This window comes from Lentzea sp. NPDC055074, assembly GCF_053608005.1.
Genome location: NZ_JBSGUQ010000010.1, coordinates 38,545 through 64,324 on the forward strand (window position 1 = coordinate 38,545; position 25,780 = coordinate 64,324).

A 25,780-nucleotide genomic window follows, 5' to 3' on the forward strand; every position below is an offset into this window, starting at 1 on the left:
ATGCCGAAGATCCCAGTCATGCAGGCGGTCGTCGAGGTCCTCAAGTCCGAGGGCATCGACGTCGTGTTCGGCTGCCCCGGCGCCGCGATCCTCCCGCTGTACAAGGCGATGGAGGCTGACGGCTCGATCGAGCACCTGATCGTCCGGCACGAGGAGGGCGCCACGCACATGGCGGACGGCTGGTCGCGCACGACCGGCAACGTCGGCGTCGCGATCGGCACCTCCGGCCCGGCCGGCACGAACATGATCACCGGCCTCTACACCGCGCAGGCCGACTCCGTGCCGATCCTGTGCATCACCGGCCAGGCCGCGGTCTCCAAGCTGCACCAGGAGGCGTTCCAGGCCGTCGACATCGTGTCGATCGCCGCTCCCGTCACGAAGTGGGCGGTGCAGGTCAAGGAAGCCGCGCAGATGCCGTGGATCTTCCGCGAGGCGTTCCGGATCGCCCGCTCCGGCCGTCCCGGCCCGGTCCTCATCGACCTGCCGATCGACGTGCAGAAGCAGGAGATCGAGTGGGACTCCACGATCGACGAACCGTTGCCGGTGGTGAAAAGCGTTCCGAGTGACGCACGGGTCGAGCGCGCGCTGGACATGCTGCTCGCCGCAGAGCGTCCGCTGCTGCTCGCCGGTGGCGGTGTCATCCTCGGCGAGGCGTCCTCCGAGCTGCTGGACCTGGCTGAGCACCTGCAGATCCCCGTCCAGGCCACGCTGATGGGCAAGGGCGCGATCGACGAGGACCACCCGCTCTACGCGGGCATGACCGGCATCCAGACCTCGCAGCGCTACGGCAACGCGTCGTTCCTGGAGTCGGACCTGGTGCTGGCACTGGGTGCGCGCTTCGGCGACCGGCACACCGGTGACCTCGCGACCTACCGCGGCGACCGGAAGTTCATCCACGTCGACGTCGAGCCCACGCAGATCGGCAAGGTCTTCGGACCGGACCTCGGCATCGTCGCGGACACCAAGGTGTTCCTGCGGGCGATCCTCGAGAAGGCCCGTGCGCGCGGCGCTCGCGAGGCGGGAGCCTGGGTGGAGCGCTGCCAGGAGCTCAAGCGGACGCTTCTCAGGCGTGAGGACTTCGACACCGTGCCGGTCAAGGCGCCGCGGGTGTTCAAGGAGATCAACGAGTTCTACGGCCCGGACACCTACTTCGTCACGGCCATCGGGCTCTACCAGATCTGGTCCGGCCAGCACCAGAAGGCGCACAAGCCGCGGCACTACCAGGTCTGCGGCCAGGCCGGACCGCTCGGCTGGGAGATCCCGGCGGCGATCGGCGTGAAGAAGGCCCGGCCGGACGCCGAGGTCGTCGGTGTCGTCGGCGACTACTCGTTCCAGTTCCTCGTGGAGGAGCTCGCGGTCGGCGCCCAGTACGACGTGCCGTTCGTGCTGATCATGCTGAACAACGAGTACCTCGGCCTGATCCGGATGGCCGAGGACCACGGTGGCTACGACATGAAGTACGAGGTCGACATCCACTACGACACCACGGGCTCGGACAACGTGAAGATCATGGAGGCCTACGGCTGCTCCGGCGTCCGGGTCGCCGATCCGGGCGAGATCCGCACGTCGCTCGAGTGGGCGCGCAAGGAGGCCGACAGGACGTCGCGGCCGGTGCTCGTGGAGATCATGATCGAACGCGAGGGCAACACCGCGAACGGCACGTCGATCGCCGCGATGAGGGAATTCGAGCCGCTGCCGTGACGAAGGTGATCGTCGCGCCGGACAAGTTCAAGGGATCGCTCACCGCCCCGCAGGTCGCCGCCGCCGTCGCGCGCGGCCTGCGGGAGGCGGTCCCGGACGTGGACGTGCGCTGCCTCCCGGTGGCGGACGGTGGCGACGGGACCGTCGACGCCGCCGTCGCCGCCGGGTTCGTGAAGGTGGGGCGCTGGGTCACCGGGCCGGTCGGCAGGCCGGTGCCCGCGTCCTTCGCCGTGCGGGGCACGACCGCCGTGGTCGAGGTGGCCTCGGCGGCCGGGCTCACGTTGCTGGAGCGGCCCGCGCCGCTCGACGCCACCAGCCACGGCGTCGGTGAGCTGCTGAAAGCCGCGCTGGACGTCGGCTGCACCACGATCGTGCTCGGGCTGGGCGGCAGCGCGTGCACGGACGGCGGCGCGGGGATGCTGGAGGCGCTCGGCCGGTCGTCGTTCGGCGCTGTCGACCTGGTACTGGCCTCGGACGTGGACAACCCGCTGCTCGGGCCGTCCGGCGCGGCGGCGGTCTACGGGCCGCAGAAGGGCGCCTCACCCGAGCAGGTGGAGATCCTCGAGGAACGGCTCAGCGCGTTCGCCGGCCGCGTCGGACCGGAGCACGCGTCGCGGCCCGGTGCGGGTGCGGCCGGCGGGATCGGGTTCGCCGCACTGGCGGTGCTCGGCGCCCGGTTCCGGCCGGGCATCGAGGTGGTGCTGGAGCTGGCCGGGTTCGCCGAGGCCGTGCGGGACGCGTCGCTGGTGGTCACGGGCGAGGGCTCGCTCGACGCCCAGACCCGGCACGGCAAGGCGCCGTACGGGGTCGTGAAGGCCTCGGGCGACGTACCGGTGGTCGCGGTGGCGGGGCAGTGCTCGGTCGAACCCGGTGACCTGGGGTTGAAGGCCGCCTACGCGCTGGTGGACGTCGAACCGGACGTCAGCCGGTGCATGGCCCGGGCCGAGACGCTGCTGGTTGATCTCGGCGGTCGCATCGCCCGCGACTGGGTGTCACAGTGAGGGACATGGACCTGGTCTTCCGCGCCCGCAGGGTCGTGACCCCGCAGGGTGAGATCGCGTGTGACGTCGGTGTGACCGACGGCAGGATCGTCGCCGTCGAACCGCGCATCGACTCGCCGAACGTCGTGCAGCTGGCGGACGACGAGGTGTTGCTGCCAGGCCTGGTCGACACGCACGTGCACGTCAACGACCCAGGTCGCAGTGAGTGGGAGGGCTTCGAGACCGCGACCCGTGCCGCGGCCGCCGGGGGCGTCACGACGATCATCGACATGCCGCTCAACAGCATCCCGCCCACGGTCGAGGTCGCCGCGCTGGCGATCAAGCGCAAGGCCGCGGCGGCGGTCTCGGTCGACGTCGGGTTCTGGGGCGGCATCGTCCCCGGCAACCTCGCCGACCTGAAACCGCTGCACGAGGCCGGCGTCTTCGGCTTCAAGTGCTTCCTGCTGCACTCGGGGGTGGACGAGTTCCCCGCCGTCACCACCGACGAACTGGAAGCGGCACTCAGACAGTTGGCGACGCTCGACGCGTTGACGATCGTGCACGCCGAGGACGCGCACACAGTCCGTGACTCCGAACCGGACTACCCGGGGTTCCTGGCCTCACGGCCGCGCGAAGCCGAGAACAAGGCGATCAGCGACGTCGTGGCGTTGACCCGCAAGACCGGCGCACGGACGCACATCCTGCACCTCTCGTCGTCGGACGCGCTCTCGATCCTGGAGGCCGCGAAGCGCGAGAGCCTGCCGATCAGCGCCGAGACCTGCCCGCACTACCTCACGTTCACCGCCGAGGAGATCCGCGACGGGCAGACGGAGTTCAAGTGCTGCCCGCCGATCCGGGAGGCGGAGAACCGCGAGGCGCTGTGGCAGGGCCTGCGCGACGGCGTGATCGACCTGGTCGTCAGCGACCACTCACCGAGCACGGTGGAGCTGAAGGAAGGCGACTTCGCGACGGCGTGGGGCGGCATCGCGTCGCTGCAACTGGGACTACCCGCGGTGTGGACGGGCGCGCGCGAACGCGGCTTCCAGCTCACCGACGTCGTCCGCTGGATGTCCACCCATCCCGCGCGCCAGGTCGGGCTGGAGACCAAGGGCGCCATCGAGGCGGGCAAGGACGCGGACCTCGTGGTCTTCGCGCCCGACGAGACCTTCGTGGTGGACAGGGACAAGCTGCACCACCGCAACCCCGTGACGCCGTACCACGGTCGTGAGCTGCACGGCGTGGTCAGGCAGACCTGGTTGCGGGGCAAGGAAACCGGTACGACGCAAGGAAAGTTGCTCAGAAGAGGAGAAGCATGACCGAGTGGACCCGGCTTCCCGACCTCGCCTCGCGCGCGGCCGGCGGTGGTGTGGTGTGGGCGAACGACGAGCTGTTCGCCGAGCGGGAGAACCTGATCAAGCCCGCCGAGCCGGTCTACCAGACCTACACCTTCGGTCACAAAGGCCAGGTCTACGACGGCTGGGAGACGCGGCGGCGGCGTGAGGAGGGCGTCGACCAGGCCGTGGTCCGGCTCGGCATGCCCGGTGTCGTGCGCGGGATCGTCGTCGACACGGCGTTCTTCAAGGGCAACTACCCGCCGTTCTGCTGGGTCGAGGGCGCCCAGGTCGACGGCTACCCGTCCGCCGAGGAGATCACCGAGTGGTTCCCGCTCGTCGAGCGCACGGCGTTGAAGGGCGACGAGAAGCACTTCTTCGACGTGAGTGAAGGCCGTCGCGTCACGCACGTACGGCTGACCATCGACCCGGACGGCGGTGTGGCCCGTCTGCGCGTGCACGGTGAACCGCTCGCGGACCCGCGTCTGCTCGTGGGCGGGGTCGACCTCGCCGCGCTGGAGAACGGCGCTGTCGTCACCGGCTGCAGCAACATGTTCTACAGCTCGCCCAACAACCTCATCGCGCCTGGTCAGGCCACGGTCATGGGGGAGGGCTGGGAGACCGCGCGGCGCCGTGACGACGGCAACGACTGGGTGTCGCTCCGGCTCGCCGCACCCGGCGTCGTGCGGCTCGTCGAGCTCGACACCAGTCACTTCAAGGGCAACGCGCCGGGCTGGGCGTCCGTCCGCGGCTGCGACGAGCGCGCGGACCCGGACGCGTGGTTCGACCTGCTCCCGCGCACCCGGCTGCAGCCCGACACGCGGCACCGGTTCGTCGTGGAGGCGAAGGAGGCGACGGCCGTGCGCCTGGACATCTACCCGGACGGCGGCATGGCACGCCTGCGCGTCCTCGGCACGCTCACGGACGACGGCGTATCACACCTTGAGAAGATCTGGACCGACGCGACGAGGTGATGTCACGGTCTCCTCCCTTGCAAGATCGTTTCCATTGGGAGGAGATCCATGCGGCTGCGTGTTCTCGTCGTTGCGACGGCCGTGGTGGCGGGGGCGGTGCAGCCCGCGCTCGCGGCCCCGGACGGACAACCGGAGTACGGAGCCGGCTCGATCGCCTGGACGCCCTGTGCGGAGGCTCCGGCGATCGAGTGCGGCTTCCTGGAGTTACCCGTCGACCACGCGAAGCCGCGTGGGGAGAAGTTCCGGCTCGCGGTGTCACGCCGCAAGGCGACCGATCCGTCCCGGCGGATCGGCGCGATGGTGATCAACCCCGGTGGGCCGGGCGGGTCGGGCGTCGAGTTCTCCTTCGTCGCCGAGAGGATCTTCAGCAAGGAGATCACCGACCGGTTCGACGTCATCGGGTTCGACCCGCGCGGTGTCGCCCGCAGTGCGCCCATCAAGTGCTCGGCGGACGTGCTGGCGCGGCAGCCGTCGCTCTACCCGAAGAGCAGGGCCGAGTTCGACGCCGTGGTCGCGTACAACAGGGAACTGCGCGCGGACTGCCGCAAGAACACCGGCGCGCTCTTCGACCACGTGTCGACGACGGACGTCGCGCACGACATCGACGCCCTCCGTCGCGCGCTGGGCGAGAAGAAGATCAACTACTTCGGCGTCTCGTACGGCACGTTCATGGGCCAGCAGTACGCGGAGCTGTACGGCAGGAACATTCGCGCGATGGTCCAGGACTCCACCGTGGACCACAGCCTCGGCACGTGGAGGTTCATCGAGACCCTGTCGCGCGGGGTGGCCGGGGTCTTCGACGAGTGGGTGAGGTGGAGCGACCGCACGCCCTCCTCGCCGTTCTACGGCAAGGACCTCCGCGGGATCTGGAAGGGCCTGCTCGCGAGGGCCGACCGCGGTGAGCTGAAGGACGCGCGGGGCGACGTCGTGACGGCCGAGGCGCTCGGCGCGACCGTTCAGGGCATGGGCTACCTCCCGGAGTGGAAGTGGTTCGCCGACCACGTCGCCGCGCTGGAACAGGGCAACCCGATGCCGGCGAGGGCGTTCGCCGAGGCCGAGCTGGTCGAGTTCCCGGCCGTGGCCATCTTCTGCGACGACTGGAACCTGCGCGTCGGCTCGTGGGGTGAGTACCAGGCCGTCAACGCCATGGACGTCCGCCTCTCGCCCAACACCCGCGGCAACGTGCTCGGCCACACGTTCCTCGTGGCGTGCGCCGGCCTCCCGAAGGCCTCGAACCCGCAGCGGTCGCTGAACATCAGGAACGCGCCGAAGATCCTCATGACCAACTCGAGGTACGACCCGGCGACGGTCTACGAGTGGGCGGTCAACGCACACCGCCAGTCCCGCGACACCACGGTCTTCGTGACCTACGAGGGGTGGGGCCACGTCGTCTACGAACGCAGCGAGTGCACGAGGAAGATCAACGACGACTACCTGCTGTCGCTGAAGCTGCCGCGTGACGGCACGAGGTGCGCCGCGGTCGAGCCACCACTTGAGACGGCTCTGATGTGGGACGAAACGACTGACCGACGGTGGTTGTCCGACTACGGGCTGATTCGGATCCCTACCTAGGACGGTTGTCTGCGTCACACGATCGGTGGAAGCGTTCCTCCCGCAAGATCGGGGATCTAGGGAGGAAATCCATGCAACCGATGGTGCGCGTCTTCGGTGCCGCGCTCGCGAGTTCTGCATTGGTTCTAGGTGCGAGTCAGGTCGCGGTCGCGGCTCCGGAAGGGCAGCGGGAGTACGAGGTCGGCACGGTCGACTGGAAGCCGTGCGAGGAGAAGCCGACGGTCGAGTGCGGCTTCCTCGAACTGCCCATCGACTACAACAAGCCCAACGGTGAGAAGTTCAAGCTGGCCGTGTCGCGCCTGAAGGCGGCCGACCCGTCCCAGCGCATCGGCGCGATGGTGATCAACCCCGGAGGGCCGGGCGGGTCGGGCGTGAACTTCTCGTTCGGCGCCGACGGGTACTTCAGCAAGGAGATCATCGACAAGTTCGACGTCATCGGGTTCGACCCGCGTGGTGTCGCCCGCAGTGCGCCGATCAAGTGCTCCGCGGACGTGCTGCAGAAGCAGCCGTCGGTCTACCCGAAGACCAGGGCCGAGTTCGACGCGCTGGTCGTCTACAACAAGGCGCTGCGCGAGGACTGCCGCAAGCAGTCCGGTGCGATCTTCGACAACGCCTCCACCGCCGAGGTGGCGCAGGACATCGACTCCATCCGGCGCGCGCTGGGTGAGAAGAAGATCAACTACTACGGCATCTCGTACGGCACGATCATGGGTCAGCACTACGCGGAGCGCTTCGGCAAGAACATCCGCGCCATGATCATCGACTCCAACATGGACCACAGCCTCGGCACGAAGCAGTTCCTCGACTCCGAGGCGCGCACCGCCGAGGACTCGTTCAACGAGTGGGTCAAGTGGAACGACCGCGACGCCACGTCGCCGTTCCACGGCCAGGACCTCCGCAAGATCTGGAAGGACCTGCTCGCCAAGGCGGAGCGCGGCGAGGTGCCCGCACCCTGGGACCCGAACGCCAAGCTGACGCCGGAGGACCTCGGCGGTGGCGTGGTCAGCATGGCCTACGGGCCTGCCTGGAAGGGCTTCGCCGACCAGATCAAGCAGATCATCGACGGCTCCCAGGCGCCGAAGTCGGCGTTCTCGGCCTTCGCGGCCGAGGAGACCTTCCCGAACCCGTTCCCCGGCATCTTCTGCAACGACTACAACCTCCGCGTGAGCTCGTGGGGCGAGTACCAGTCGCTGACGAAGTCGGAGTACCGGATCGCGCCGAACACGCGTGGTTCGTCGCTCGGCCACGGCGCCATGATGGGCTGCGTCGGGTTCCCGAAGGCCACGAACCCGCAGCGCACGCTGAAGATCAAGGGTGCGCCGAAGATCCTGCTCACCAACGCCAAGCACGACCCGGCGACGGCGTACGAGTGGGCCGTCAACGCGCACCGTCAGTCCCGTGACACCACCGTCTTCGTCACCTACGAAGGCTGGGGCCACGGCGTCTACGACCGCAGCGAGTGCACGCTGAAGATCAACAACGAGTACCTCGTCTCGCTGAAGCTCCCGCGCAACGGCACGTCGTGTGCCGCCGTCGAGCCGCCGGCCGAGGCGTCGATCATGTCCGCGAAGCCGCGGATCCCGGTGGGCCCCTTTTCGGTCGCCTAACCGCAGGTTGACAGCTATACCCCCGGTGTGTGCGCCGGGGGTATGGCGCTGCGCCGTGACCGTTGGTGTCACGGCGTTGATGCTCTGCCTCACAGCCCAAAGCGCGCTGCAGGGCGCGCTGGTGTTCGCGGCCTCCGCGGCGACGTACCTGAGCGAGGCCGTCGCCGCCCCGCGCGCGATCATCAACACCCGTCGCGAGTTCGTGCTGCGCGAGCAACGGCTCTGGGACGACGTCGAGTCCGCCGTCCACTTCGCCGTCGTGGTCGTCGTGGTGGTGGCGGGCTGCGGGCTCGCGGCCGGAGCGGTCGGGGGCGTGCTCGAACGGCGCCGCTCGTTCGCGTTGCTGCGGGCGACCGGTACGACGCTCGGTCAGCTGCGCCGCGTGGTGCTGCTGGAGACCGGGGTGCCGCTGGTGGCGATGACCGGGCTCGGCGTGGTGCTGGGCGTGCTCACCCTGGTCGCGACGAAGGGACCGCTGCCGACCCCCGGGTTCGCCGCCGTGGTCGCGTCCGGCCTGGCTGTGGCGCTGCTGATCGCCTCCACACCGGTGGTCGTGCTGCGGCGGTCGAGCGGGGGAACGGCGATCATGGGCCGGTGAGCGGGGGAGCGGACGGGCTCGGCACGGGTCATCGGCACGCGGAGCCGTCGCGCAAGGCGTGGTCGCACCAGACGACGTGCCCGGCGACGTCGGCGGGCAACGGCTCGGTGACCAGTGGTCCGGAGTCCTCGCCCTTGGAGACCACCTGCGTCACCGGCACGCCGTCGAGGGTCATGTCCGCCTCGACCTGCCAGGTCGCCGTCCGCGTGCCGGTCACCTCGACCGCGATGTCCTGGCGGAGACCGTTCGGCGACACCCGTTGCGAGGCCGTTCCGGTGTCCACGACCTCTCCCTCGCGGCCCTCCGCACGCACGAGCAGGGGCCGGTGGTCGCCCGTGCCCGGACAGTGGACGAGGTGGTGCGGCGCGGGCTGGGCGGGCGCGGTGCTCACGAACCGGACGCGCACGGCGGTGAGGACGACCTCCTGGCCGGCCCCCGGGACCACCTTCAGCGTCACGGTGCTGCGCCCGGCGTCCGTCACCGTCGGGAGTGCGAAGCGGCGGTGAGCCTCGGCGCACGACGCCGGACCGCCCTCGTCCCGTGGTCGCCAGGACATGAGCAAGGTCCACCCGCTCTGTTCCGCGCGGGAGACCTTCAGGTCGTACGGGGAAGGCTTCGGTGGCGCCGTGGAAGGTGCTTCCACGCCCCGCTGCTCGGGGAAGGCGTGCAGGAGCTTGTAACCGATCACGCTGAGTGCCGCGAACACCAGACTGGCGAGGGCCACCACCACGATCGCGAACGTCCGCATCAGCCCACGGTAACCACGCCACTCCTGTGAGGTGGCCGAATCGGGGCGTTGAACGCCGTGAAACGCGGACGTAACAACGTCGGGCCCACAGTTCACCTCCGCGAAACGTTCCACGCGGCCCGGTGAAACAGGACATCTCGATGCTCCCTGCAACCGACGTGCAGTGGAGGTCGAAGTGGATACAGGGGACACCGCCTGGGTGCTCACCAGCGCCGCATTGGTGCTGCTGATGACGCCGGGCCTTGCCTTCTTCTACGGAGGCATGGTCCGTTCGAAGAGCGTGCTCAACATGATGATGATGAGCCTGGGCGCGATGGCCGTGGTCGGTGTCCTGTGGGTGCTGTTCGGGTACTCGACGGCATTCGGCGCGGACGTCGGCGGAGGCCTGCTGGGCAAACCGTTCGAGTTCTTCGGCCTTGACGGGCTGCTGGCCGCCGACTCGTTGTTCGGCAAGATCCCCAGCACGGTGTTCGTCGCGTTCCAGGCGATGTTCGCGATCATCACGGTCGCGCTGATCTCCGGTGCCATCGCCGACCGCGCCCGCTTCGGCCCGTGGCTGCTGTTCGCCGGCCTGTGGGCCACGATCGTCTACTTCCCGGTCGCGCACTGGGTGTTCGACTTCGACGGCAAGGACGAGGCCGGCAACGTCATCGACCCCGGTGGCTGGATCGCCAACAAGCTCCTCGCGATCGACTTCGCCGGCGGCACCGCGGTGCACATCAACGCCGGTGCGGCGGGTCTCGCGCTCGCGATCGTGCTCGGCAAGCGCGTCGGCTGGCCGAAGGAGCCGATGAAGCCGCACAGCCTGCCGCTGGTCGTGCTCGGCGCCGGTCTGCTGTGGTTCGGCTGGTTCGGGTTCAACGCCGGTTCCGCCCTGGGCGCCAACGGCACCGCGGGTGTCACGTTCGTCAACACCATCGTCGCCACCTGTGCCGCGATGCTCGGCTGGCTGCTGATCGAGCGCATCCGCGACGGCAAGGCCACCACACTCGGTGCCGCGTCGGGTGTCATCGCCGGTCTGGTCGCCATCACGCCCGCCTGTTCCGCCGTCACCCCGATCGGTGCCATCGCGATCGGCGCCATCACCGGTGTCCTCTGTGCGCTGGCCGTGTCGCTGAAGTACCGCTTCGGTTTCGACGACTCGCTCGACGTCGTCGGCGTGCACCTCGTCGGTGGTCTCGCCGGCACCATCCTGATCGGCTTCTTCGCCAGCGACGCCGCGCCCGCCAAGGTCAACGGCCTCTTCTACGGCGGTGGCTTCGACCAGCTGTGGCGCCAGGCCGTCGGTGCGTTCGCGGTGCTCGGCTACTCGTTCGTCCTGAGCCTCGCGCTCGGTTACCTGGTGAAGTTCACCGTCGGGTTCCGCGCCACGGAAGAGGCCGAGGTCGCGAGCATCGACGAGTCCGAGCACGCTGAGCGCGCCTACGAGTACGGCAGCCTCACCAGTGCTCGTGGTACCGGCAAGCCGAGCGTGGCCGCGGGCGCGACCGCGCTCCTCGAGGGGAGCAACAAGAAATGAAGCTGGTCACCGCGATCATCAAGCCGTTCACGCTCGACGACGTGAAGAGCTCCCTGGAACAGCTCGGGGTGCTGGGCATGACCGTCAGCGAAGTGCAGGGCTACGGCCGCCAGAAGGGCCACACCGAGGTCTACCGCGGCGCCGAGTACTCGGTGGACTTCGTGCCCAAGATCAAGATCGAGGTCGTCATCGACGACGCCGCCGTCGACAAGGTGCTGGAAGCGGTCGTCGAGGCCGCCCGCACCGGCAAGATCGGCGACGGGAAGGTCTGGGTCACTCCGGTCGAGACAGTCGTTCGTGTGCGCACGGGCGAACGAGGATCGGACGCGCTTTAAAACTCAAGGAGACGGTCCGTGGAGAACAACGAAACGGCCGTCGTCACGGCTGACGACCTGGTGCGAGCACGCGAAAGGCTGCTCGTGCCAGGTCGTCGTCGCTTGACCGCCGAACCGCTGCGCGAGGCACTCGTGGACCTGCACGAGTTCTGGCTCACCAAACACGCGGGGGGAGCGGGGGTATCCGGATCGGGTATCGCGCTCGTGGCGGTCGGCGGGCTGGGGCGGCGCGAGCTCGTGCCCTACTCAGACCTCGACCTGGTCCTGGTGCACAGCGGCGTCAAGAACGTCGATGAGATCGCTGAGAAGCTCTGGTACCCCCTGTGGAACTCCGGCATCGGCCTCGACCACTCCGTCCGCACGGTCGGGGAGGCGCTGAGGGTCGCCGCCGGTGATCTGCGAACAGCGCTGGGACTGCTGGACGTCCGGCACATCTCGGGTGATCCCGAGATCACGCAGAAGCTCGCGGACGGCGCGCGGCAGGCGTGGCGCGGCAACGTCCGCAACCGGCTCGACGAGATCGCCGAGTCGTCGCAGAAGCGCTGGGCCCGCAGCGGTGAGATCGCGCACCGCGTCGAACCCGACCTCAAGCACGGCCGGGGAGGTCTGCGGGACCTCACGATCCTGGACGCGCTGTCGCTCGCGCAGCTGGTGGACCGGCCGTCCGCCGACGTCGGCGAGGCACGCCGGTTGCTGCTCGACGTGCGCACCGAACTCCGCCGTGTGGCGCGGAAACCTCGTGACGTGCTGCGGGCGCAGGACGGTGACGAGGTGGCCTCCGCTCTGGGGCTGGCCGACCGCTTCGCTTTGGCCCGTTCGCTCTCTTCCGCCGCACGCACGGTCGTCTACGCGTTCGACGTGGCCATGCGCGCCGCCCGTGCCGCCGCGCCCAAACGCGGACTCGGCGCGTTCCTCCGAGGGCAGCCGCCGCGCAGGCCGTTGGACGAAGGCGTTGTGCTGCACGGGTCTGAGGTGTCGCTCGCTCGTGACGCGATACCCAGCCGTGATCCGGCGTTGTTGTTGCGTGTCGCGACGGCGGCTGCACGCAGCAAGCACCCGATCGCGAACGGGACGCTGACCCGGCTCGCCGACTCCGCACCGGAGCTGCGCCAGCCGTGGCCGCGGGAGGCCCGCGAGGAGCTGCTGGCGTTGCTGGGCAGCGGCAGCGGGCTCGTGGACGTCGTGGAAGCGCTGGACCGCACGGGTCTGTGGGGCCGGCTGTTCCCCGAGTGGGGCGCGGTGCGGGACCTGCCGCCGCGCGACGCCGCGCACATGTGGACCGTGGACCGGCATCTCGTGCAGACGGTCGCGCACGCGGCCCGGCTCGCGACCACCGTGGCGCGGCCCGACCTGTTGCTGCTCGGCGCGTTGATCCACGACATCGGCAAGGGACGCCAGCAGGACCACTCCGAGGTGGGAGCCGCGCTGGCGACCCAGATCGGTGAGCGGATCGGGTTGTGGCCGCAGGACGTCGAGACGTTGTCCGCGATGGTCCGCCACCACCTGCTGCTGCCGCACACCGCGACCCGCCGCGACGTCGAGGACGAGGCGACGGTGCACCGGGTCGTCGAGACGCTAGGCGGCGACGCGGTCCTGCTCGAACTGCTGCACGCGCTGGCGGAGTCGGACTCCATCGCGACCGGGCCGGGCGTGTGGACGGACTGGAAGGCCGCGCTGATGGCCGACCTGGTCGCCTGCTGCCGCACGGCGATGGCCGGGGAGGCGCTGCCCAAACCGGAACCGCTCGACCCGGTGCACGTGGCGTTGGCGGAACGTGTCGCGGCGTCGGGGAAACCGGACGTGCTGCTGGAGAAGCAGGACCACGCCGCGATCGTGACGGTGATCGCTCCGGACCGTCCGGGCCTGCTGTCCAAGGCCGCCGGGGTGCTCGCGCTGAACTCGCTGGAGGTGCACGCGGCGACGTTGCACTCACACGGCGGTGCGACGGTGGACGCGTTCACGGTGTCGCCGCGGTTCGGGTCGTTGCCGGACGCGACGTTGTTGCGCGAGCAGCTCTCCAGGGCGATCGAGGGGTCGTTGCCGCTGGCGGACAAGCTCGCCGCGAAGGAACGCGACTACGGCGGCCCGCCGCTCGACCCGCCGCCCGCGCGCGTGCTGTGGTTCGACGACGAGGCGACCGGCGCGGTGGTGCTGGAACTGCGCGCCGCCGACCGGATCGGGCTGCTGCACCGCGTCGCGGGCGCGCTGGAGCAGTGCGGCGCAGACGTGCAGTGGGCGCGGGTGTCCACGTTGGGCGCGACGGTCGTCGACTCGTTCAGCATCGCGGGCGCCGACCTCGACCGGCGCCGGATCGAACGGGCGGTGCTCGGCGCGGCCAGGTAGAGGTTGAGTAGCTCTACGCACAACCTCTCCGGGTGCTCACGCTCCTGCCCGGATCCGAGAACCGGCAGTGTTCGTGGTGTCCGGAAAGCCTCCTCGAGGGGTGGACGGTTTCCCGGACAGGCAGAGGCGGTGGTGCGAGGTGACGGCGCCGGGGGAGGTACCGGGCACCCGCACCACCGCCGATTCCCTTGCCTGACAACGAGACAGGTTCCTGGACAAGCTCCGGAGGGCCTGGGCAGGGTCGAGTTCTCGTTGTTCTGACTGGGGAGGAAGAACGTTGAGAATCGTCATGGTGGCCGCGGTCGTCGCGGCCCTGTTCGTTCCCGGCACCGCTCACGCCGCCCCGCTCGCAGTGGAGGACCTCGGCACGCTGCCGGGTGATCTGCGGAGCGCCGCGGCCGACATCAACGACTCCGGCACCATCGCCGGCGTCTCCTACGGCACGGGCACCACCCAGCACGCCGTCCGGTGGGACCGGTGGGACGGCATCAGCAAGCTCGCGGACCTCGGGTTCGACTCGTGGGCGGCGGCGATCAACCGCGACAACGTTGTCGTCGGTTATGCCGTGACCTCCGCGGGCGCGACCCAGGCCGTGAAGTGGAACTCGTCCGGAGCGCTCGTGCAGCTCACCGTGGCGGGTGCGACGAGCTCGGTCGCGTACGACGTCAACGACTCGGGCACCGTCGTCGGCACCGCCACGATCAACGGCGTCAGCCAGGCGGTGCGGTGGGCGTCCTGGGGCGAGGCGACGATCCTGGGCGCGGGCACCGCGCACCACGTGGCCAACGGTGACACGACCATCGGCAAGAGCGGCGACGACGTCGTCCGGTGGAGCTCCTCGGGCGTGAGGACCGTGCTCGGCGCGGGCACGTTCACCGGGGCCAACCAGCTCGGCGACGCGGTCGGCACCACGGCCGTCGGCGGCGCGTTGTGGCTGCGCAGCGGCACGACCCAGCTGGGAGCGACCGCACGGCCGTCCGACATCAACGACAACGGCGCCGCAGTCGGGGACCTGTCGTCGCAGGCGACCCGATGGGACTACTTCGGCGGTGGGGTGGAAACGCTGGCACCGGCGCCGTCGAGCGCCTCCGAGGTGAACAACTCCTGGGTCGTCGCCGGCACCGTCGGCACCTCGGCCGCGACGTGGGACATGGGCGGCACGCAGACCGTCCTGCCCTCGCTCTCGGGTGCCGCACGTCACTCGGTGACCGGTCTGAGCGAGGTCGGCCAGGTCATCGGCGTCGCGACCTTCTCCGGCGGCACGTTCCGCGCGGTCGTGTGGCGCTGAACCCCGTGCATTTCATCTGAAATCGGACCAAACTGAACGAGAAGGATGGTCAAGACGTCTTCTAGGACATGACCGCCGTGTTGAACACGCAGATCGCCACCGTCCGAGTGAAGCCGCGCTCGCTCGTCGTCCTCGCCGGGATCCCCGGCGCGGGCAAGACGACGCTGCTCACCCGTCTGGACGCGGACGAACCGGTCACCGTCCTCGACTCCGACCAGGTGCGCACGTGGCTCGAGCCGCGAGTGCCCCTGCCGTACAAGTACTGGCGCGTGTTCGTGCACCTCACGCACCGTCTGCGCGTGTTCTGGGCAGCGCTGTTCTGCACTGGCCTGCTGGTGGTGCACGAGCCGTCCACCAGGCCCGGCACGCGCTTCATGCTGGTGCTCGCCGGTCTGCTGTCGGGGCGCTCCCGCCAGTTCCTGTGGCTGGACGCCTCGGCGGCCCAGGCCCTCGACGGCCAGATCGCCCGCAAGCGCGTCGTCCGCACTCACGCTTTCGAGCGACACGTTCGCCGCGGCGACTCGATGCGTTCCCAGTTCGAGGCGGGTTGGGTGCCGTTCGGCTTCGCCGGCGTGACGCTCCTCACCCGTGCGGGGACCTCGGGTGGTCTGCGCATCATGGTGTCGTGATCAAGGCTGTCCTCTTCGACTTCGCGGGCACCCTGTTCGGGCGTCCGACCTACGAGTGGCTCGCGCCGCGGCATCTCTCCGTGCTGCGCGCACCGGCGCCATATGTGGCGCGGATGAACGCCGCGGAGCGTGCGGTGTGGGACGCCCGCGACCTCACCGCGCTGGCGAACCGTTCCGCGCACTGGATCCTGTTCCGCCTGGCGGGGCTTCCGTTCAACGACGAGTTGTTCCAGCGCCTGCACAACCCGGCGTTCTGGCTGCCGTACGCCGACACGGCCGCCGCACTGCAGGCCGTACGCCCGTTGAAGGTCGGGGTGCTGAGCAACGTCTCGTGGGACATCAGGCGGGTGTTCGCCCGTGAGTCGCTGACCGTGGACGCCTTCGCGCTGTCGTTCGAGCTCGGCGTCTCGAAGCCGTCCGCGAGGGCCTTCGACGCGGCCTGCGTCCGTCTCGACGTGGAGCCGTCCGAGTGCCTGTACGTGGGCGACGACCCGGTCGCGGACGGTGCCGCGGTCGCCGCCGGGTTGCGCTTCGCGCAGATCTCCACTGCTCCGGTCGGACGCCGTGAGCCGGTGCTCCTGGAGGCCCTGGCGAGCCACGGGATCGGGTGAACGTTCCGTTAGCTAGTCTGGAAGGCGTGTTCTCCACGCTTTCCGACCGGCTGACCACGGTTCTCCAGGGCCTTCGCGGCAAGGGCCGGCTCAGCGACGCCGACATCGACGCGACCGCCCGCGAGATCAGGGTCGCCCTGCTCGAGGCCGACGTCGCGCTGCCCGTTGTGCGCAACTTCATCGCCAAGGTGAAGGAGCGCGCCAAGGGCTCCGAGGTCCACCAGGCGCTGAACCCGGCGCAGCAGGTCGTGAAGATCGTCAACGAGGAGCTCGTCAACGTCCTCGGTGGCGAGACGCGGCGGCTGAACCTCGCCAAGAACCCTCCGTCGGTGATCATGCTGGCGGGTCTGCAGGGTGCCGGTAAGACGACGCTCGCGGGCAAGCTGGCCAAGTGGCTGAAGGGCCAGGGCCACACGCCGCTGCTCGTCGCGGCCGACCTCCAGCGCCCGAACGCCGTCACGCAGCTCCAGGTCGTCGGTGAGCGCGCGGGCGTGCCCGTCTTCGCTCCCGAGCCCGGCAACGGCGTGGGCAACCCCGTCGAGGTCTCGCGTCTCGGCATCGCCGAGGCCAAGGCCAAGCAGCACGACATCGTCCTCGTCGACACGGCCGGCCGGCTCGGTGTCGACGAGGAGATGATGAAGCAGGCCATCGACATCCGGGCCGCGGTCGACCCGGACGAGGTCCTGTTCGTCGTCGACGCCATGGTCGGTCAGGACGCGATCAACACCGCGACGGCCTTCCGCGACGGCGTCGGCTTCACCGGTGTCGTGCTCACGAAGCTCGACGGCGACGCCCGCGGTGGTGCCGCGCTGTCGGTCCGCGAGGTCACCGGCCAGCCGATCCTCTTCGCGTCCAACGGTGAGAAGCTCGAGGACTTCGACGTCTTCCACCCGGACCGGATGGCGTCGCGCATCCTCGGCATGGGTGACGTCCTCACCCTGATCGAGCAGGCCGAGCAGCACTTCGACCAGGAGCAGGCCGAGAAGGCCGCCGCGAAGCTGCACACCGGCCAGCTGACGCTGGAGGACTTCCTCGAGCAGATGCTCGCCATCCGCAAGATGGGGCCCATCGCGAACCTGCTCGGCATGCTGCCCGGCGCCGGTCAGATGAAGGACCAGCTCGGCATGCTGGACGAGAAGCACCTCGACCGCATCCAGGCGATCATCCGCGGCATGACCCCGGCCGAGCGCGACGACCCCAAGATGATCAACGGGTCCCGCCGCCTGCGCATCGCGAACGGCTCGGGCGTCAAGGTCAGCGACGTCAACGACCTGGTCAACCGCTTCTTCGAGGCCCGCAAGATGATGGCGTCGATGGCCGGCCGGATGGGCTTCGGCGGCGGTGGCGGCAGCAAGACGCGCAAGGGCAAGAAGGGGAAGAAGGGCAAGGGCGGACGCGGCCCGACGCCTCCCAAGATGAAGGGCGGCTTCCCGCCCGGGATGTTCCCCGGCGGAATGCCCGGTGGCATGCCCGGCATGCCTCCCGGTGGGATGCCCGACCTCTCCGCGCTCGGCGGCGGCATGAACGAGCTCCCGCCCGGCTTCGACCCGTCGAAGTTCAAGTTCGACGGGGACGACAAGAAGAAGTGACCATGCACCTGCGCGGCGTCGTCCTGCCGGACGGCGAACCGCGAGACCTGTGGGTCGTCAACGGCCGTGTCCGCACCAAGCCGGTGCCGGGCGCGCAGACCGTGGTCGACGGCGGGTTCCTCGTCCCGGGCCTGGTCGACGCGCACTGCCACGTCGGCCTGGGCCCGAAGGGCGGCGTCGAGCTGCCCGAGGCCGTCGAGCAGGCGATCACCGACCGCGACGCGGGCACGTTGCTGATCCGCGACTGCGGTTCGCCGATCGACACGCGGCCGTTGCAGGAGCGCCTCGACCTGCCGCGGATCATCCGCGCGGGCAAGCACATCGCCCGGCCGAAGCGCTACATCCCGTACATCAGCGTGGAGGTCGAGACCGACCTGGTGAGCGCCGTGGCCGAGCAGGCCGCGTACGGCGACGGCTGGGTCAAGCTCGTCGGAGACTGGATCGACCGCGACGCGGGCGACCTCGCTCCACTGTGGACGGACGACGAGCTGGCGCAGGCCATCAAGGTCGCCCACGACGCCGGAGCCAAGGTGACCGCCCACGTGTTCGGCGAGGACGCGCTGCCTGGTCTGGTCAACGCGGGCATCGACTGCATCGAGCACGGCACCGGGCTGACGGACGACACGATCTCGCTGATGGCCTCACGCGGCACCGCGCTCGTGCCCACCCTGATCAACATCGAGACGTTCCCCGGCATCGCCGAGAAGGCCGGCAAGTACCCGAAGTACGCGAACCACATGCGTGACCTGCACGCCGGCGTCTCCGCCACGGTCGCGTCCGCGATCGAGGCGGGCGTCCCGGTCTACGCGGGCACCGACGCGGGCGGTGGCATCGCACACGGCCGCATCGTCGACGAGATCGTCGCGCTGCACGGCGTGGGGATGAGCGCTGTGGACGCCATCGGCGCCGCGTCGTGGGGTGCCCGCGAGTGGCTCGGCTTCCCGTCGCTGACCGAGGGCGCGGCCGCGGACATCGTCGTCTACGACGAGGACCCGCGGGAGAACCTGGAGGTCCTCCGGTCGCCGCGCATGGTCATGCTCCGGGGCCGCATCCACTAGTCGATGGCCTGGGCGAGCGCGCCCACCTGGTACGAACCGCCCTTCTGCCGCGTGATGACGGCCATCCGGTTGGCGGCGTTGATCAGCCCGAGCAGGCAGACCAGCGCCGCGACCTGCTCGTCGTCGAAGTGCTTCCGCACGTTGCCCCAGGTCTCGTCGCTCACGCCGTCCCGCGTGAGCACCGTGCCCTCCTCGGTGAACGCCAGCGCGGCCTGCTCGGCCTCGGTGAACACCGTGGTCTCGCGCCAGCCGGCCACCAGGTGCAGCCGCAACGGGTCCTCACCCGCCGCGATGGCCTCCTTGACGTGCATGTCGAGGCAGAAGCCGCAGCCGTTCAGCTGGCTCGCACGCAGGCTCACCAGCTCGGCCGTGGTGGCGGGCAACGACGTCTGGTGCACGGCCTGCCCGAGTCCCGCGAACCGCTTCGCGATCTTGCTGCCGGTCTCGGTGCCGAAGAGGTTGAAACGCGGTTCCATGGTCTTGTCCTCCCTCGTGGACTTGCTTGACGACCACGAGATGCCGGAGCCCCTCCTCGTGTGACTGTGATCCAGCCCACTGTCACAAAGCCCGATCGGGTGGTGTCTTGTGTCCATGGACGCCGCGACCGACACGTTCGTCAGCCACCGCAACCTGCTCTTCACGATCGCCTACGAGATGCTCGGCTCCGCCGCCGACGCCGAGGACGTGCTGCAGGAGACGTGGCTGCGCTGGGTCGGCGTCGAGCACTCCACCGTCGAGAACCACCGCGCCTACCTGGTCCGCATCGTCACCCGCCAGGCCCTCGGCCGCCTGCGCACCCTGGGCCGCCGCAAGGAGTCCTACGTCGGCTCGTGGCTCCCGGAACCCCTGCTGACCACCCCGGACGTCGCCGAGGACGTCGAGCTGGCCGACAGCGTCTCGATGGCGATGATGCTGGTCCTCGAAACCCTCACCCCGACCGAACGCGCGGTCTTCGTCCTGCGCGAGGTCTTCGACGTGGACTACGACGAGATCGCGACGGCTCTGGACAAGAACCCGGCGGCGGTCCGCCAGATCGCCCACCGAGCCCGTTCCCACGTGGCGGCCCGCCGCCCGCGCGAGGTGGTCACCCAGGCGGCGTCCCGCGAGGCACTGGCCGCGTTCCGGCGCGCCACCGAGACCGGCGACCTCCAGGCCTTGCTCGACCTGCTCGCTCCGGACGTCGTGTTCCTCGGCGACGGCGGTGGTGTGAAGCAGGCCGTCCCGCGTCCCGTCGTGGGCTCCTCGAAGGTCGCGCGGCTGCTGCTCGGCGGCCTGCTGAAGGTGACCGGCTGGTCGATGGAACCGGCGCAGGTCAACGGCTACCCGGCGCTCGTCGTGCGCTTCGGCGGCGAGCTCGACACCGTGATCGCGGTGCGGGTGGAGGACGGGCGGATCAGCGGCCTGTACGCGGTGCGCAACCCGGCCAAGCTGTCGCACATGACGGAGGAGACGACGCTGCGCCGTTGATCAGCGGGCGACGAACCGCGCGACTCCCGCGCCGGCCGCGACGTGCCAGTGCAGGTGCTTGTTGTGCTGCTCGTCGCCCAGGGTCGTGAGGACCTGGCAGCCGCCGTGCAGCTCGATCACCAGCGCCGCCACCCGCTTCACCGCGGCCAGCAGCTCGACGGCCAGTTCGTCGTCCAGTTCCAGCAACGAGGACACGTGCCGGGTGGGGATCACGATGACGTGGTCGGCGCCGAAGCCGGGGACCGGCGGGCGGAACGCGAGCGTGTTCGCGGTGCGCGCGAGCACCTCCACCTGCACGTTGCCCGGTATGACGTCGTCGCAGTACCAGTCCGGCCCCATGCCACGACGTTAGTGGCGAGGGGTTTAGTAGCAGCGTTTGTACGCCGATCCAACCATCAGGAGTTGGGACATTCGGCGGGGACCCGATCTGACCATCTTTTGGCCAGGTGCTTGGCCCGGTTTCCGTCAATGCCGCACAGTAGCCTCGGATTCTGGGGCCGGCGGCGTCGATCGCGAGGTGGGCTGATCTATGAGAGTGCCATTGCCTGCTGCTGCACCGCTGGTGGCCGCGGCGTGACTAAATTGCAGAGCGTGAGTGAGCCGGATGCCCTGAAGCCGAAACGCGGTTTCCTCGAGAGCGTGCGGGACATCAGCCGCAACCCGGAACCGGAGCGGGTCGGCCAGCGCTGGGGCTTCGGCGCGTTCCTCCTGGTGGAGGCCGTGTTCATCCTCAGCGCCGTGTTCATCACGGCCGTGGGCGCGAGCTTCGGCGCGACCCTGGAGACGTCGACCACGCTCGTGCTGGTCGGCTCGCTGGTGCCGATCATGCTCGCGGCGGCGCTCGCCGTCGTGATCACGTACGTGCGCGGCAACGGTCCCGTCGTCGACCTGAGACTCAGTCTCACCAAGGCCGACGTCGTCTTCGGCCTCAAGATCGGCGTCATCGGCCTGGTCTTCACCTACGCCGCCGCCACGGTCTGGGCGAAGATCGTCGGCAAGGAGAACGCCACCAGTGCCGTCGGCGAGCTCTTCAGCCAGGCGAACCTCCCGTTGTCCGCGGCCATCACGATGTTCGTCTACATGAGCTTCATCGGCCCGATCTGCGAGGAGATCATCTTCCGCGGGCTGCTCTGGGGCGCGGTCGAGCGGCAGGGCTGGAGCCGGTGGGCGGCGTTCGTGCTGACCACGGTGATCTTCGCGGTCAGCCACCTCGAACCTCAGCGCACGTGGCTGCTCCTGGTGATCGCGATCCCCATCGGCGTGGCCCGGTTGATCACCCGCAGCCTCGGGGCGAGCATGGTGGCGCACGTGCTGAACAACTTCCTCCCCGGCCTGTCCCTCCTGCTCCTGTCGGCCGGTGTCATCTGATGGACCTGAACAGCGACCTCGGCGAGGGCTTCGGCATCTGGAAGCTCGGCGACGACACCGCCCTGCTCACCGTCATCACCAGTGCGAACGTCGCGTGTGGCTTCCACGCGGGCGATCCGTCCACGATGCGCAGGGTCTGCGAGGAGGCGGCGAAGAACGGCGTGAAGATCGGCGCCCAGGTGAGCTACCGCGACCTCGCCGGGTTCGGGCGCCGGTTCATCGACGCCGACCCGGTCGAACTCGCCGACGAGGTGCTCTATCAGATCGGCGCGCTCGATGCGTGCGCACGAGCAGCAGGCACCGAGGTCGTCTACGTGAAGCCGCACGGCGCGCTCTACAACGCGACGGTGCATCACGAGAAGCAGGCCGAAGCCGTCGTGAACGGCACCAAGGCGTTCAAGGACCTGCCGATCCTGGGCCTGCCCGGCTCCCAGCTGCTCGCCAAGGCGGAGCGAGCCGGCCTGAGGCCCGTCCAGGAGGCGTTCGCCGACCGCGGCTACACGCCGGAGGGCACGCTGGTGCCGCGCAGCCGGCCGGACGCCCTGCTCACCGACACCGCGCAGATCGTCGAACGGGCGACGCGGCTGCTGGACGGCGAGCTCGTCGCTGTCGACGGCACGGTCATCAAGACCGCCGCGGAGTCGTTGTGCGTGCACGGCGACACGCCGGGAGCGGTCGCGCACGCCCGTGCGGTGAGAGAAGCGCTCGGCACCGTGACGCCGTTCGCCTAGGACCCGATTCGGATCCACCGGCCCCCATCTGGCACAATTGCCCGCTGTCCGTCGTGGTCGGCCCCTCTGCCCGGGCCATGACTGTGCGAGTCACCAACACAGAGTTCGAGGAGTACCAGGCCAATGGCCGTCAAGATCAAGCTTCAGCGTCTCGGCAAGATCCGCCAGCCGTACTACCGCATCGTGGTCGCCGACGCGCGCACCCGTCGCGACGGCAAGGCCATCGAGACGATCGGCAAGTACCACCCCAAGGAAGAGCCGTCGTTCATCGCGGTCGACTCCGAGCGCGCGCAGTACTGGCTGGGTGTCGGCGCGCAGCCGACCGAGTCCGTCCAGCGCCTGCTGGAGATCACCGGTGACTGGCAGAAGTTCAAGGGCCTGCCGGGCGCCGAGGGCACGCTGAAGGTCAAGGAGCCGAAGACTCCGAAGGCCGAGCTGTTCGCCGCCGCGCTCGCCGCCGCGAACTCGGAGCCGATGACCGACGCCACCACGCCGAAGGCCAAGAAGGCGAAGAAGGCCGACGACGCGCCCAAGGCTGACGCCGAGGCGCCCAAGGACGAGGCGTGAGTTTGTTGGCTGACGCCCTCGAACACCTCGTTCGCGGCATCGTCGACCACCCGGACGACGTCCGGGTGAACCTCGTCACGACCCGCCGCGGCCGCACCCTCGAGGTCCACGTCCACCCGGACGACCTCGGCAAGGTGATCGGTCGTGGCGGTCGCACCGCGACGGCTCTGCGCACCGTGATGGCCGGTATCGGCGGTCGCGGTGTCCGGGTCGACGTCGTCGACACCGACCGCTGAGAACGAACTTCAAGGGCAAATGGACGTCGTTGTCGGCCGTGTGGCCAAGGCGCACGGGATCACCGGCGAACTAGCCGTTGACGTGCGCACGGACTCTCCCGAACTGCGATTCGTGGTCGGGAAGACGATGCAAGCCAAACTGCGTGACGGCACGTCCCGAAGCCTCACCGTGTCAGCCGCCCGGCCTCATGCCGGGCGGCTGCTCGTGCGTTTCGAGGAAGTTCTCACGCGGGACGTCGCGGAGGCGTTGCGCGGCACGTTGCTGCTGGGCAGCACCGACGACCTGCCGGAGATCGACGACCCGGACGAGTTCTACGACCACCAGCTCGAAGGGCTCGCGGCCGAACTCGTCGACGGCACGAAGATCGGCACGGTCAAGGAGGTCCTGCACGGGCCGGGCGGTGAGCTGCTCGTCGTCATCCGTGACAAGGGCGAGGCGCTGATCCCGTTCGTGCGCGAGATCGTGCCCACTGTGGACGTTCGCGGCGGCCGTGTCGTGATCGACCCGCCAGAGGGCCTGCTCGATGCAGATTGACGTCGTCACGATCTTCCCCGAGTACCTCGCGCCGCTGCGCGCGGCGTTGCTCGGCAAGGCGATCGACAAGGGCCTGATCAGCGTCGGCGTGCACGATCTGCGTGACTGGACCCAGGACGTGCACAAGGCCGTCGACGACAGCCCGTACGGCGGTGGGCCCGGCATGGTCATGAAGGCCGACATCTGGGGCCCCGCCCTCGATGACGTCTGCACGGACGAGACGCGTCTCATCGTGCCGACGCCGGCCGGACGTCCGTTCACGCAGGCGGTCGCGCACGAGTACGCGGAGGAGTCCCACCTCGTGTTCGCGTGCGGTCGCTACGAAGGCATTGACCAGCGTGTGGTCGATGACGCCCGACGGCGCGTGCGCGTCGACGAGGTGTCCATCGGGGACTACGTGCTGGTCGGTGGCGAGGTGGCGGTGCTCGCGATCGTGGAAGCGGTCGCGCGGTTGCTGCCCGGCGTGCTCGGGAACCCGAAGTCGCACGCCGAGGACTCGTTCCAGGACGGGCTGCTCGAAGGGCCGAGCTACACGCGGCCGCTCGTGTGGCGCGACCTGGAGGTGCCGGACGTCCTGCGTTCCGGCAACCACCGGCTGATCGACCGCTGGCGGCGTGACCAGTCACTCGCCCGCACCTTCGCAAGGCGTCCCGACCTGCTGGAATCCCTGCCGGCGGACGCGTTCGACAAGCACGACCGAGCCCTGCTCACGCGCCTGCGCGAGGGCGGGGAGTAGCCCGATTTCATTCCGGAGTGCCTGGTCTGGCACACTGGAACAGTTGCCGCAGCCGGTGCGATTCCGGCGTGCGCACACAAGCCGACCCCCATCATGTCGTGCACAGCCATGGAGCATGCTCTGGGGAGTTCAAGACACGTGAGGAACACCGATGAACATCCTGGACGCACTCGACGCCCAGTCGCTGCGCACCGACATCCCGGCGTTCCGCGCCGGTGACACGCTGAAGGTCCACGTCCGCGTCATCGAGGGCTCGCGCGAGCGCGTCCAGGTGTTCCAGGGCGTCGTGATCCGTCGCCAGGGTGGCGGCATCCGCGAGACCTTCACCGTCCGCAAGGTCTCGTTCGGCGTCGGCGTCGAGCGCACCTTCCCGGTGCACTCCCCGAACATCGCCGAGATCGAGGTCGCCATCCGCGGTGACGTCCGTCGCGCCAAGCTGTACTACCTGCGCGACCTGCGCGGCAAGGCCGCCAAGATCAAGGAGAAGCGCGAGGCCCGTCCGGTCTCCTGACCGGTGGCTTCGAGCCCAGAAGACTCAGAGGACGCCTCCGCACCGGATGAACCGGAGCGGGGGCGTACCCCTGTTTGGAGAGATGTTCTCTACGTCGTCGTGACGGCCGTCGTGCTGACGGTGCTGATCCAGGCGTTCGTGGCGCGGGTCTACGTGATCCCCTCGGCGTCGATGGAGAGCACGCTGCACGGCTGCACCGGTTGCGAGAACGACCGGGTGCTGGTCGACAAGATCACCTACCGCTTCGGCGACATCGAGCCGGGCGAGGTGGTCGTCTTCCGCGGCCCCGAGGCGTGGACCTCCACCGACTTCCGCAACCCGCGGTCGACCAACCCGGTCGCGGGGTTCGTGCAGAACATCGGTTCGCTGCTGGGCATCGCGCCCGCGAACGAGCGCGACTTCGTGAAGCGCGTGATCGCGTTGCCGGGCCAGACGGTGATGTGTTGCGACGAGCAGCACCGTGTCGTTGTGGACGGCAAACCGCTCGACGAGCCGTATGTGCATTGGCAGGCCGGGACTTCGCCCGCGGACCACGAACCGTTCGCGCCGTTCCGCGTGCCGGATGGACGGTTGTTCGTGATGGGGGACAACCGGATGAACTCCACCGACTCGCGCAAACAGGGCGGCGGGGGCGTAGCGGGCACCGTGCCGGTCGAGAACGTCATCGGGAAAGCCCGGTACGTCGTTTTCCCGAAAGATCGGTGGAGTGTTGTGTCGGATCACAACCCCCAGCCCCTAGGCTGATC

The 25,780-nt window shown here is 69.3% G+C and carries 27 protein-coding genes; 24 read left to right on the forward strand and 3 right to left on the reverse strand.

What is annotated here, in order from left to right; genetic code table 11:
* The 7 genes from gcl to ACWF7A_RS23015 all read left to right on the forward strand — a co-directional run bounded on the left by gcl (nucleotide 1) and on the right by ACWF7A_RS23015 (nucleotide 8,763).
* A complete protein-coding gene (gene gcl, locus ACWF7A_RS22985; protein ID WP_452252520.1) occupies nucleotides 1-1,701 on the forward strand; it encodes a glyoxylate carboligase in 1,701 nt (566 codons plus the stop codon).
* Nucleotides 1,698-2,702, forward strand: a complete 1,005-nt coding sequence (locus tag ACWF7A_RS22990) for a glycerate kinase family protein (RefSeq protein WP_452252521.1) — start codon at nucleotides 1,698-1,700, stop codon at nucleotides 2,700-2,702. The genes gcl and ACWF7A_RS22990 overlap by 4 nt, the downstream gene beginning before the upstream one ends.
* Nucleotides 2,703-2,707: 5 nt before the next feature.
* Nucleotides 2,708-3,997 (forward strand): allantoinase AllB, encoded by a 1,290-nt coding sequence (allB, locus tag ACWF7A_RS22995; protein ID WP_452252522.1) that lies wholly within the window; start codon nucleotides 2,708-2,710, stop codon nucleotides 3,995-3,997.
* On the forward strand, nucleotides 3,994-4,986 hold the full coding sequence (gene alc / locus ACWF7A_RS23000) for an allantoicase (RefSeq protein WP_452252523.1): 993 nt from the start codon (nucleotides 3,994-3,996) through the stop codon (nucleotides 4,984-4,986). Before allB ends, alc begins: the two co-directional genes overlap by 4 nt.
* A gap of 48 nt (nucleotides 4,987-5,034) precedes the next feature.
* On the forward strand, nucleotides 5,035-6,558 hold the full coding sequence (locus tag ACWF7A_RS23005) for an alpha/beta hydrolase (protein ID WP_452252524.1): 1,524 nt from the start codon (nucleotides 5,035-5,037) through the stop codon (nucleotides 6,556-6,558).
* Between the two features lie 71 nt (nucleotides 6,559-6,629).
* Entirely contained in the window at nucleotides 6,630-8,165 is a 1,536-nt protein-coding gene (locus ACWF7A_RS23010; RefSeq protein WP_452252525.1) for an alpha/beta hydrolase, read from the forward strand.
* A gap of 55 nt (nucleotides 8,166-8,220) precedes the next feature.
* Complete coding sequence (locus ACWF7A_RS23015; RefSeq protein WP_452252526.1) at nucleotides 8,221-8,763, forward strand: FtsX-like permease family protein; 543 nt, start codon at nucleotides 8,221-8,223, stop codon at nucleotides 8,761-8,763.
* Between the two features lie 28 nt (nucleotides 8,764-8,791).
* On the opposite strand, the gene ACWF7A_RS23020 is transcribed toward ACWF7A_RS23015, so the two are convergent.
* Entirely contained in the window at nucleotides 8,792-9,511 is a 720-nt protein-coding gene (locus tag ACWF7A_RS23020; RefSeq protein ID WP_452252527.1) for a hypothetical protein, read from the reverse strand.
* Nucleotides 9,512-9,686: 175 nt separating this feature from the next.
* Here ACWF7A_RS23020 and ACWF7A_RS23025 point away from each other — a divergent pair, with 175 nt between their 5' ends.
* The 8 genes from ACWF7A_RS23025 to ACWF7A_RS23060 all read left to right on the forward strand — a co-directional run bounded on the left by ACWF7A_RS23025 (nucleotide 9,687) and on the right by ACWF7A_RS23060 (nucleotide 18,883).
* The gene (locus ACWF7A_RS23025) at nucleotides 9,687-11,030 is read left to right on the forward strand and encodes an ammonium transporter (RefSeq protein ID WP_452252528.1); all 1,344 of its coding nucleotides are present in this window, start codon (nucleotides 9,687-9,689) and stop codon (nucleotides 11,028-11,030) included.
* The gene (locus ACWF7A_RS23030) at nucleotides 11,027-11,365 is read left to right on the forward strand and encodes a P-II family nitrogen regulator (RefSeq protein ID WP_359845425.1); all 339 of its coding nucleotides are present in this window, start codon (nucleotides 11,027-11,029) and stop codon (nucleotides 11,363-11,365) included. The genes ACWF7A_RS23025 and ACWF7A_RS23030 overlap by 4 nt, the downstream gene beginning before the upstream one ends.
* An 18-nt stretch (nucleotides 11,366-11,383) precedes the next feature.
* The gene (locus ACWF7A_RS23035; protein WP_452252529.1) at nucleotides 11,384-13,708 is read left to right on the forward strand and encodes a [protein-PII] uridylyltransferase; all 2,325 of its coding nucleotides are present in this window, start codon (nucleotides 11,384-11,386) and stop codon (nucleotides 13,706-13,708) included.
* A gap of 277 nt (nucleotides 13,709-13,985) precedes the next feature.
* Complete coding sequence (locus ACWF7A_RS23040) at nucleotides 13,986-14,996, forward strand: hypothetical protein (RefSeq protein ID WP_452252530.1); 1,011 nt, start codon at nucleotides 13,986-13,988, stop codon at nucleotides 14,994-14,996.
* A 68-nt stretch (nucleotides 14,997-15,064) separates the two neighbouring features.
* The gene (locus tag ACWF7A_RS23045) at nucleotides 15,065-15,625 is read left to right on the forward strand and encodes an AAA family ATPase (RefSeq protein WP_452252531.1); all 561 of its coding nucleotides are present in this window, start codon (nucleotides 15,065-15,067) and stop codon (nucleotides 15,623-15,625) included.
* Nucleotides 15,622-16,236, forward strand: a complete 615-nt coding sequence (locus ACWF7A_RS23050) for an HAD family hydrolase (RefSeq protein ID WP_452252532.1) — start codon at nucleotides 15,622-15,624, stop codon at nucleotides 16,234-16,236. The genes ACWF7A_RS23045 and ACWF7A_RS23050 overlap by 4 nt, the downstream gene beginning before the upstream one ends.
* Before the next feature lie 26 nt (nucleotides 16,237-16,262).
* A complete protein-coding gene (gene ffh / locus ACWF7A_RS23055; RefSeq protein WP_452252533.1) occupies nucleotides 16,263-17,825 on the forward strand; it encodes a signal recognition particle protein in 1,563 nt (520 codons plus the stop codon).
* 2 nt (nucleotides 17,826-17,827) lie between these two features.
* A complete protein-coding gene (locus ACWF7A_RS23060) occupies nucleotides 17,828-18,883 on the forward strand; it encodes an amidohydrolase family protein (protein WP_452252534.1) in 1,056 nt (351 codons plus the stop codon).
* On the opposite strand, the gene ACWF7A_RS23065 is transcribed toward ACWF7A_RS23060, so the two are convergent.
* Nucleotides 18,880-19,359: a carboxymuconolactone decarboxylase family protein gene (locus ACWF7A_RS23065; RefSeq protein WP_452252535.1), complete on the reverse strand. Its 480-nt coding sequence runs from the start codon at nucleotides 19,357-19,359 to the stop codon at nucleotides 18,880-18,882. The genes ACWF7A_RS23060 and ACWF7A_RS23065 overlap by 4 nt on opposite strands.
* A gap of 115 nt (nucleotides 19,360-19,474) precedes the next feature.
* Here ACWF7A_RS23065 and ACWF7A_RS23070 point away from each other — a divergent pair, with 115 nt between their 5' ends.
* Nucleotides 19,475-20,350, forward strand: coding sequence for an RNA polymerase sigma-70 factor (locus tag ACWF7A_RS23070; protein ID WP_452252536.1), 876 nt, complete (start codon nucleotides 19,475-19,477; stop codon nucleotides 20,348-20,350).
* Here the strand turns inward: ACWF7A_RS23070 and ACWF7A_RS23075 are convergent, their stop codons facing one another.
* Nucleotides 20,351-20,689, reverse strand: a complete 339-nt coding sequence (locus tag ACWF7A_RS23075) for an HIT family protein (protein ID WP_452252537.1) — start codon at nucleotides 20,687-20,689, stop codon at nucleotides 20,351-20,353.
* 252 nt (nucleotides 20,690-20,941) lie between these two features.
* On the opposite strand from ACWF7A_RS23075, the gene ACWF7A_RS23080 reads away from it, so the two are divergent.
* The 8 genes from ACWF7A_RS23080 (at nucleotide 20,942) to lepB (ending at nucleotide 25,778) form a co-directional block, all read left to right on the forward strand.
* Complete coding sequence (locus tag ACWF7A_RS23080) at nucleotides 20,942-21,718, forward strand: CPBP family glutamic-type intramembrane protease (RefSeq protein WP_452252538.1); 777 nt, start codon at nucleotides 20,942-20,944, stop codon at nucleotides 21,716-21,718.
* Nucleotides 21,718-22,449: a LamB/YcsF family protein gene (locus ACWF7A_RS23085; protein ID WP_452252539.1), complete on the forward strand. Its 732-nt coding sequence runs from the start codon at nucleotides 21,718-21,720 to the stop codon at nucleotides 22,447-22,449. Before ACWF7A_RS23080 ends, ACWF7A_RS23085 begins: the two co-directional genes overlap by 1 nt.
* 123 nt (nucleotides 22,450-22,572) lie before the next feature.
* Nucleotides 22,573-23,016: a 30S ribosomal protein S16 gene (gene rpsP, locus ACWF7A_RS23090; RefSeq protein WP_452252540.1), complete on the forward strand. Its 444-nt coding sequence runs from the start codon at nucleotides 22,573-22,575 to the stop codon at nucleotides 23,014-23,016.
* Entirely contained in the window at nucleotides 23,013-23,252 is a 240-nt protein-coding gene (locus tag ACWF7A_RS23095; RefSeq protein WP_030468017.1) for an RNA-binding protein, read from the forward strand. The genes rpsP and ACWF7A_RS23095 overlap by 4 nt, the downstream gene beginning before the upstream one ends.
* A gap of 19 nt (nucleotides 23,253-23,271) precedes the next feature.
* On the forward strand, nucleotides 23,272-23,787 hold the full coding sequence (rimM, locus tag ACWF7A_RS23100) for a ribosome maturation factor RimM (RefSeq protein ID WP_452252541.1): 516 nt from the start codon (nucleotides 23,272-23,274) through the stop codon (nucleotides 23,785-23,787).
* Complete coding sequence (gene trmD / locus ACWF7A_RS23105) at nucleotides 23,777-24,523, forward strand: tRNA (guanosine(37)-N1)-methyltransferase TrmD (RefSeq protein WP_452252542.1); 747 nt, start codon at nucleotides 23,777-23,779, stop codon at nucleotides 24,521-24,523. The genes rimM and trmD overlap by 11 nt, the downstream gene beginning before the upstream one ends.
* A gap of 151 nt (nucleotides 24,524-24,674) precedes the next feature.
* The gene (rplS, locus tag ACWF7A_RS23110) at nucleotides 24,675-25,034 is read left to right on the forward strand and encodes a 50S ribosomal protein L19 (RefSeq protein WP_452252543.1); all 360 of its coding nucleotides are present in this window, start codon (nucleotides 24,675-24,677) and stop codon (nucleotides 25,032-25,034) included.
* A gap of 3 nt (nucleotides 25,035-25,037) precedes the next feature.
* A complete protein-coding gene (gene lepB / locus ACWF7A_RS23115; protein ID WP_452252544.1) occupies nucleotides 25,038-25,778 on the forward strand; it encodes a signal peptidase I in 741 nt (246 codons plus the stop codon).
* The last annotated feature ends 2 nt before the right edge of the window (nucleotides 25,779-25,780 follow it).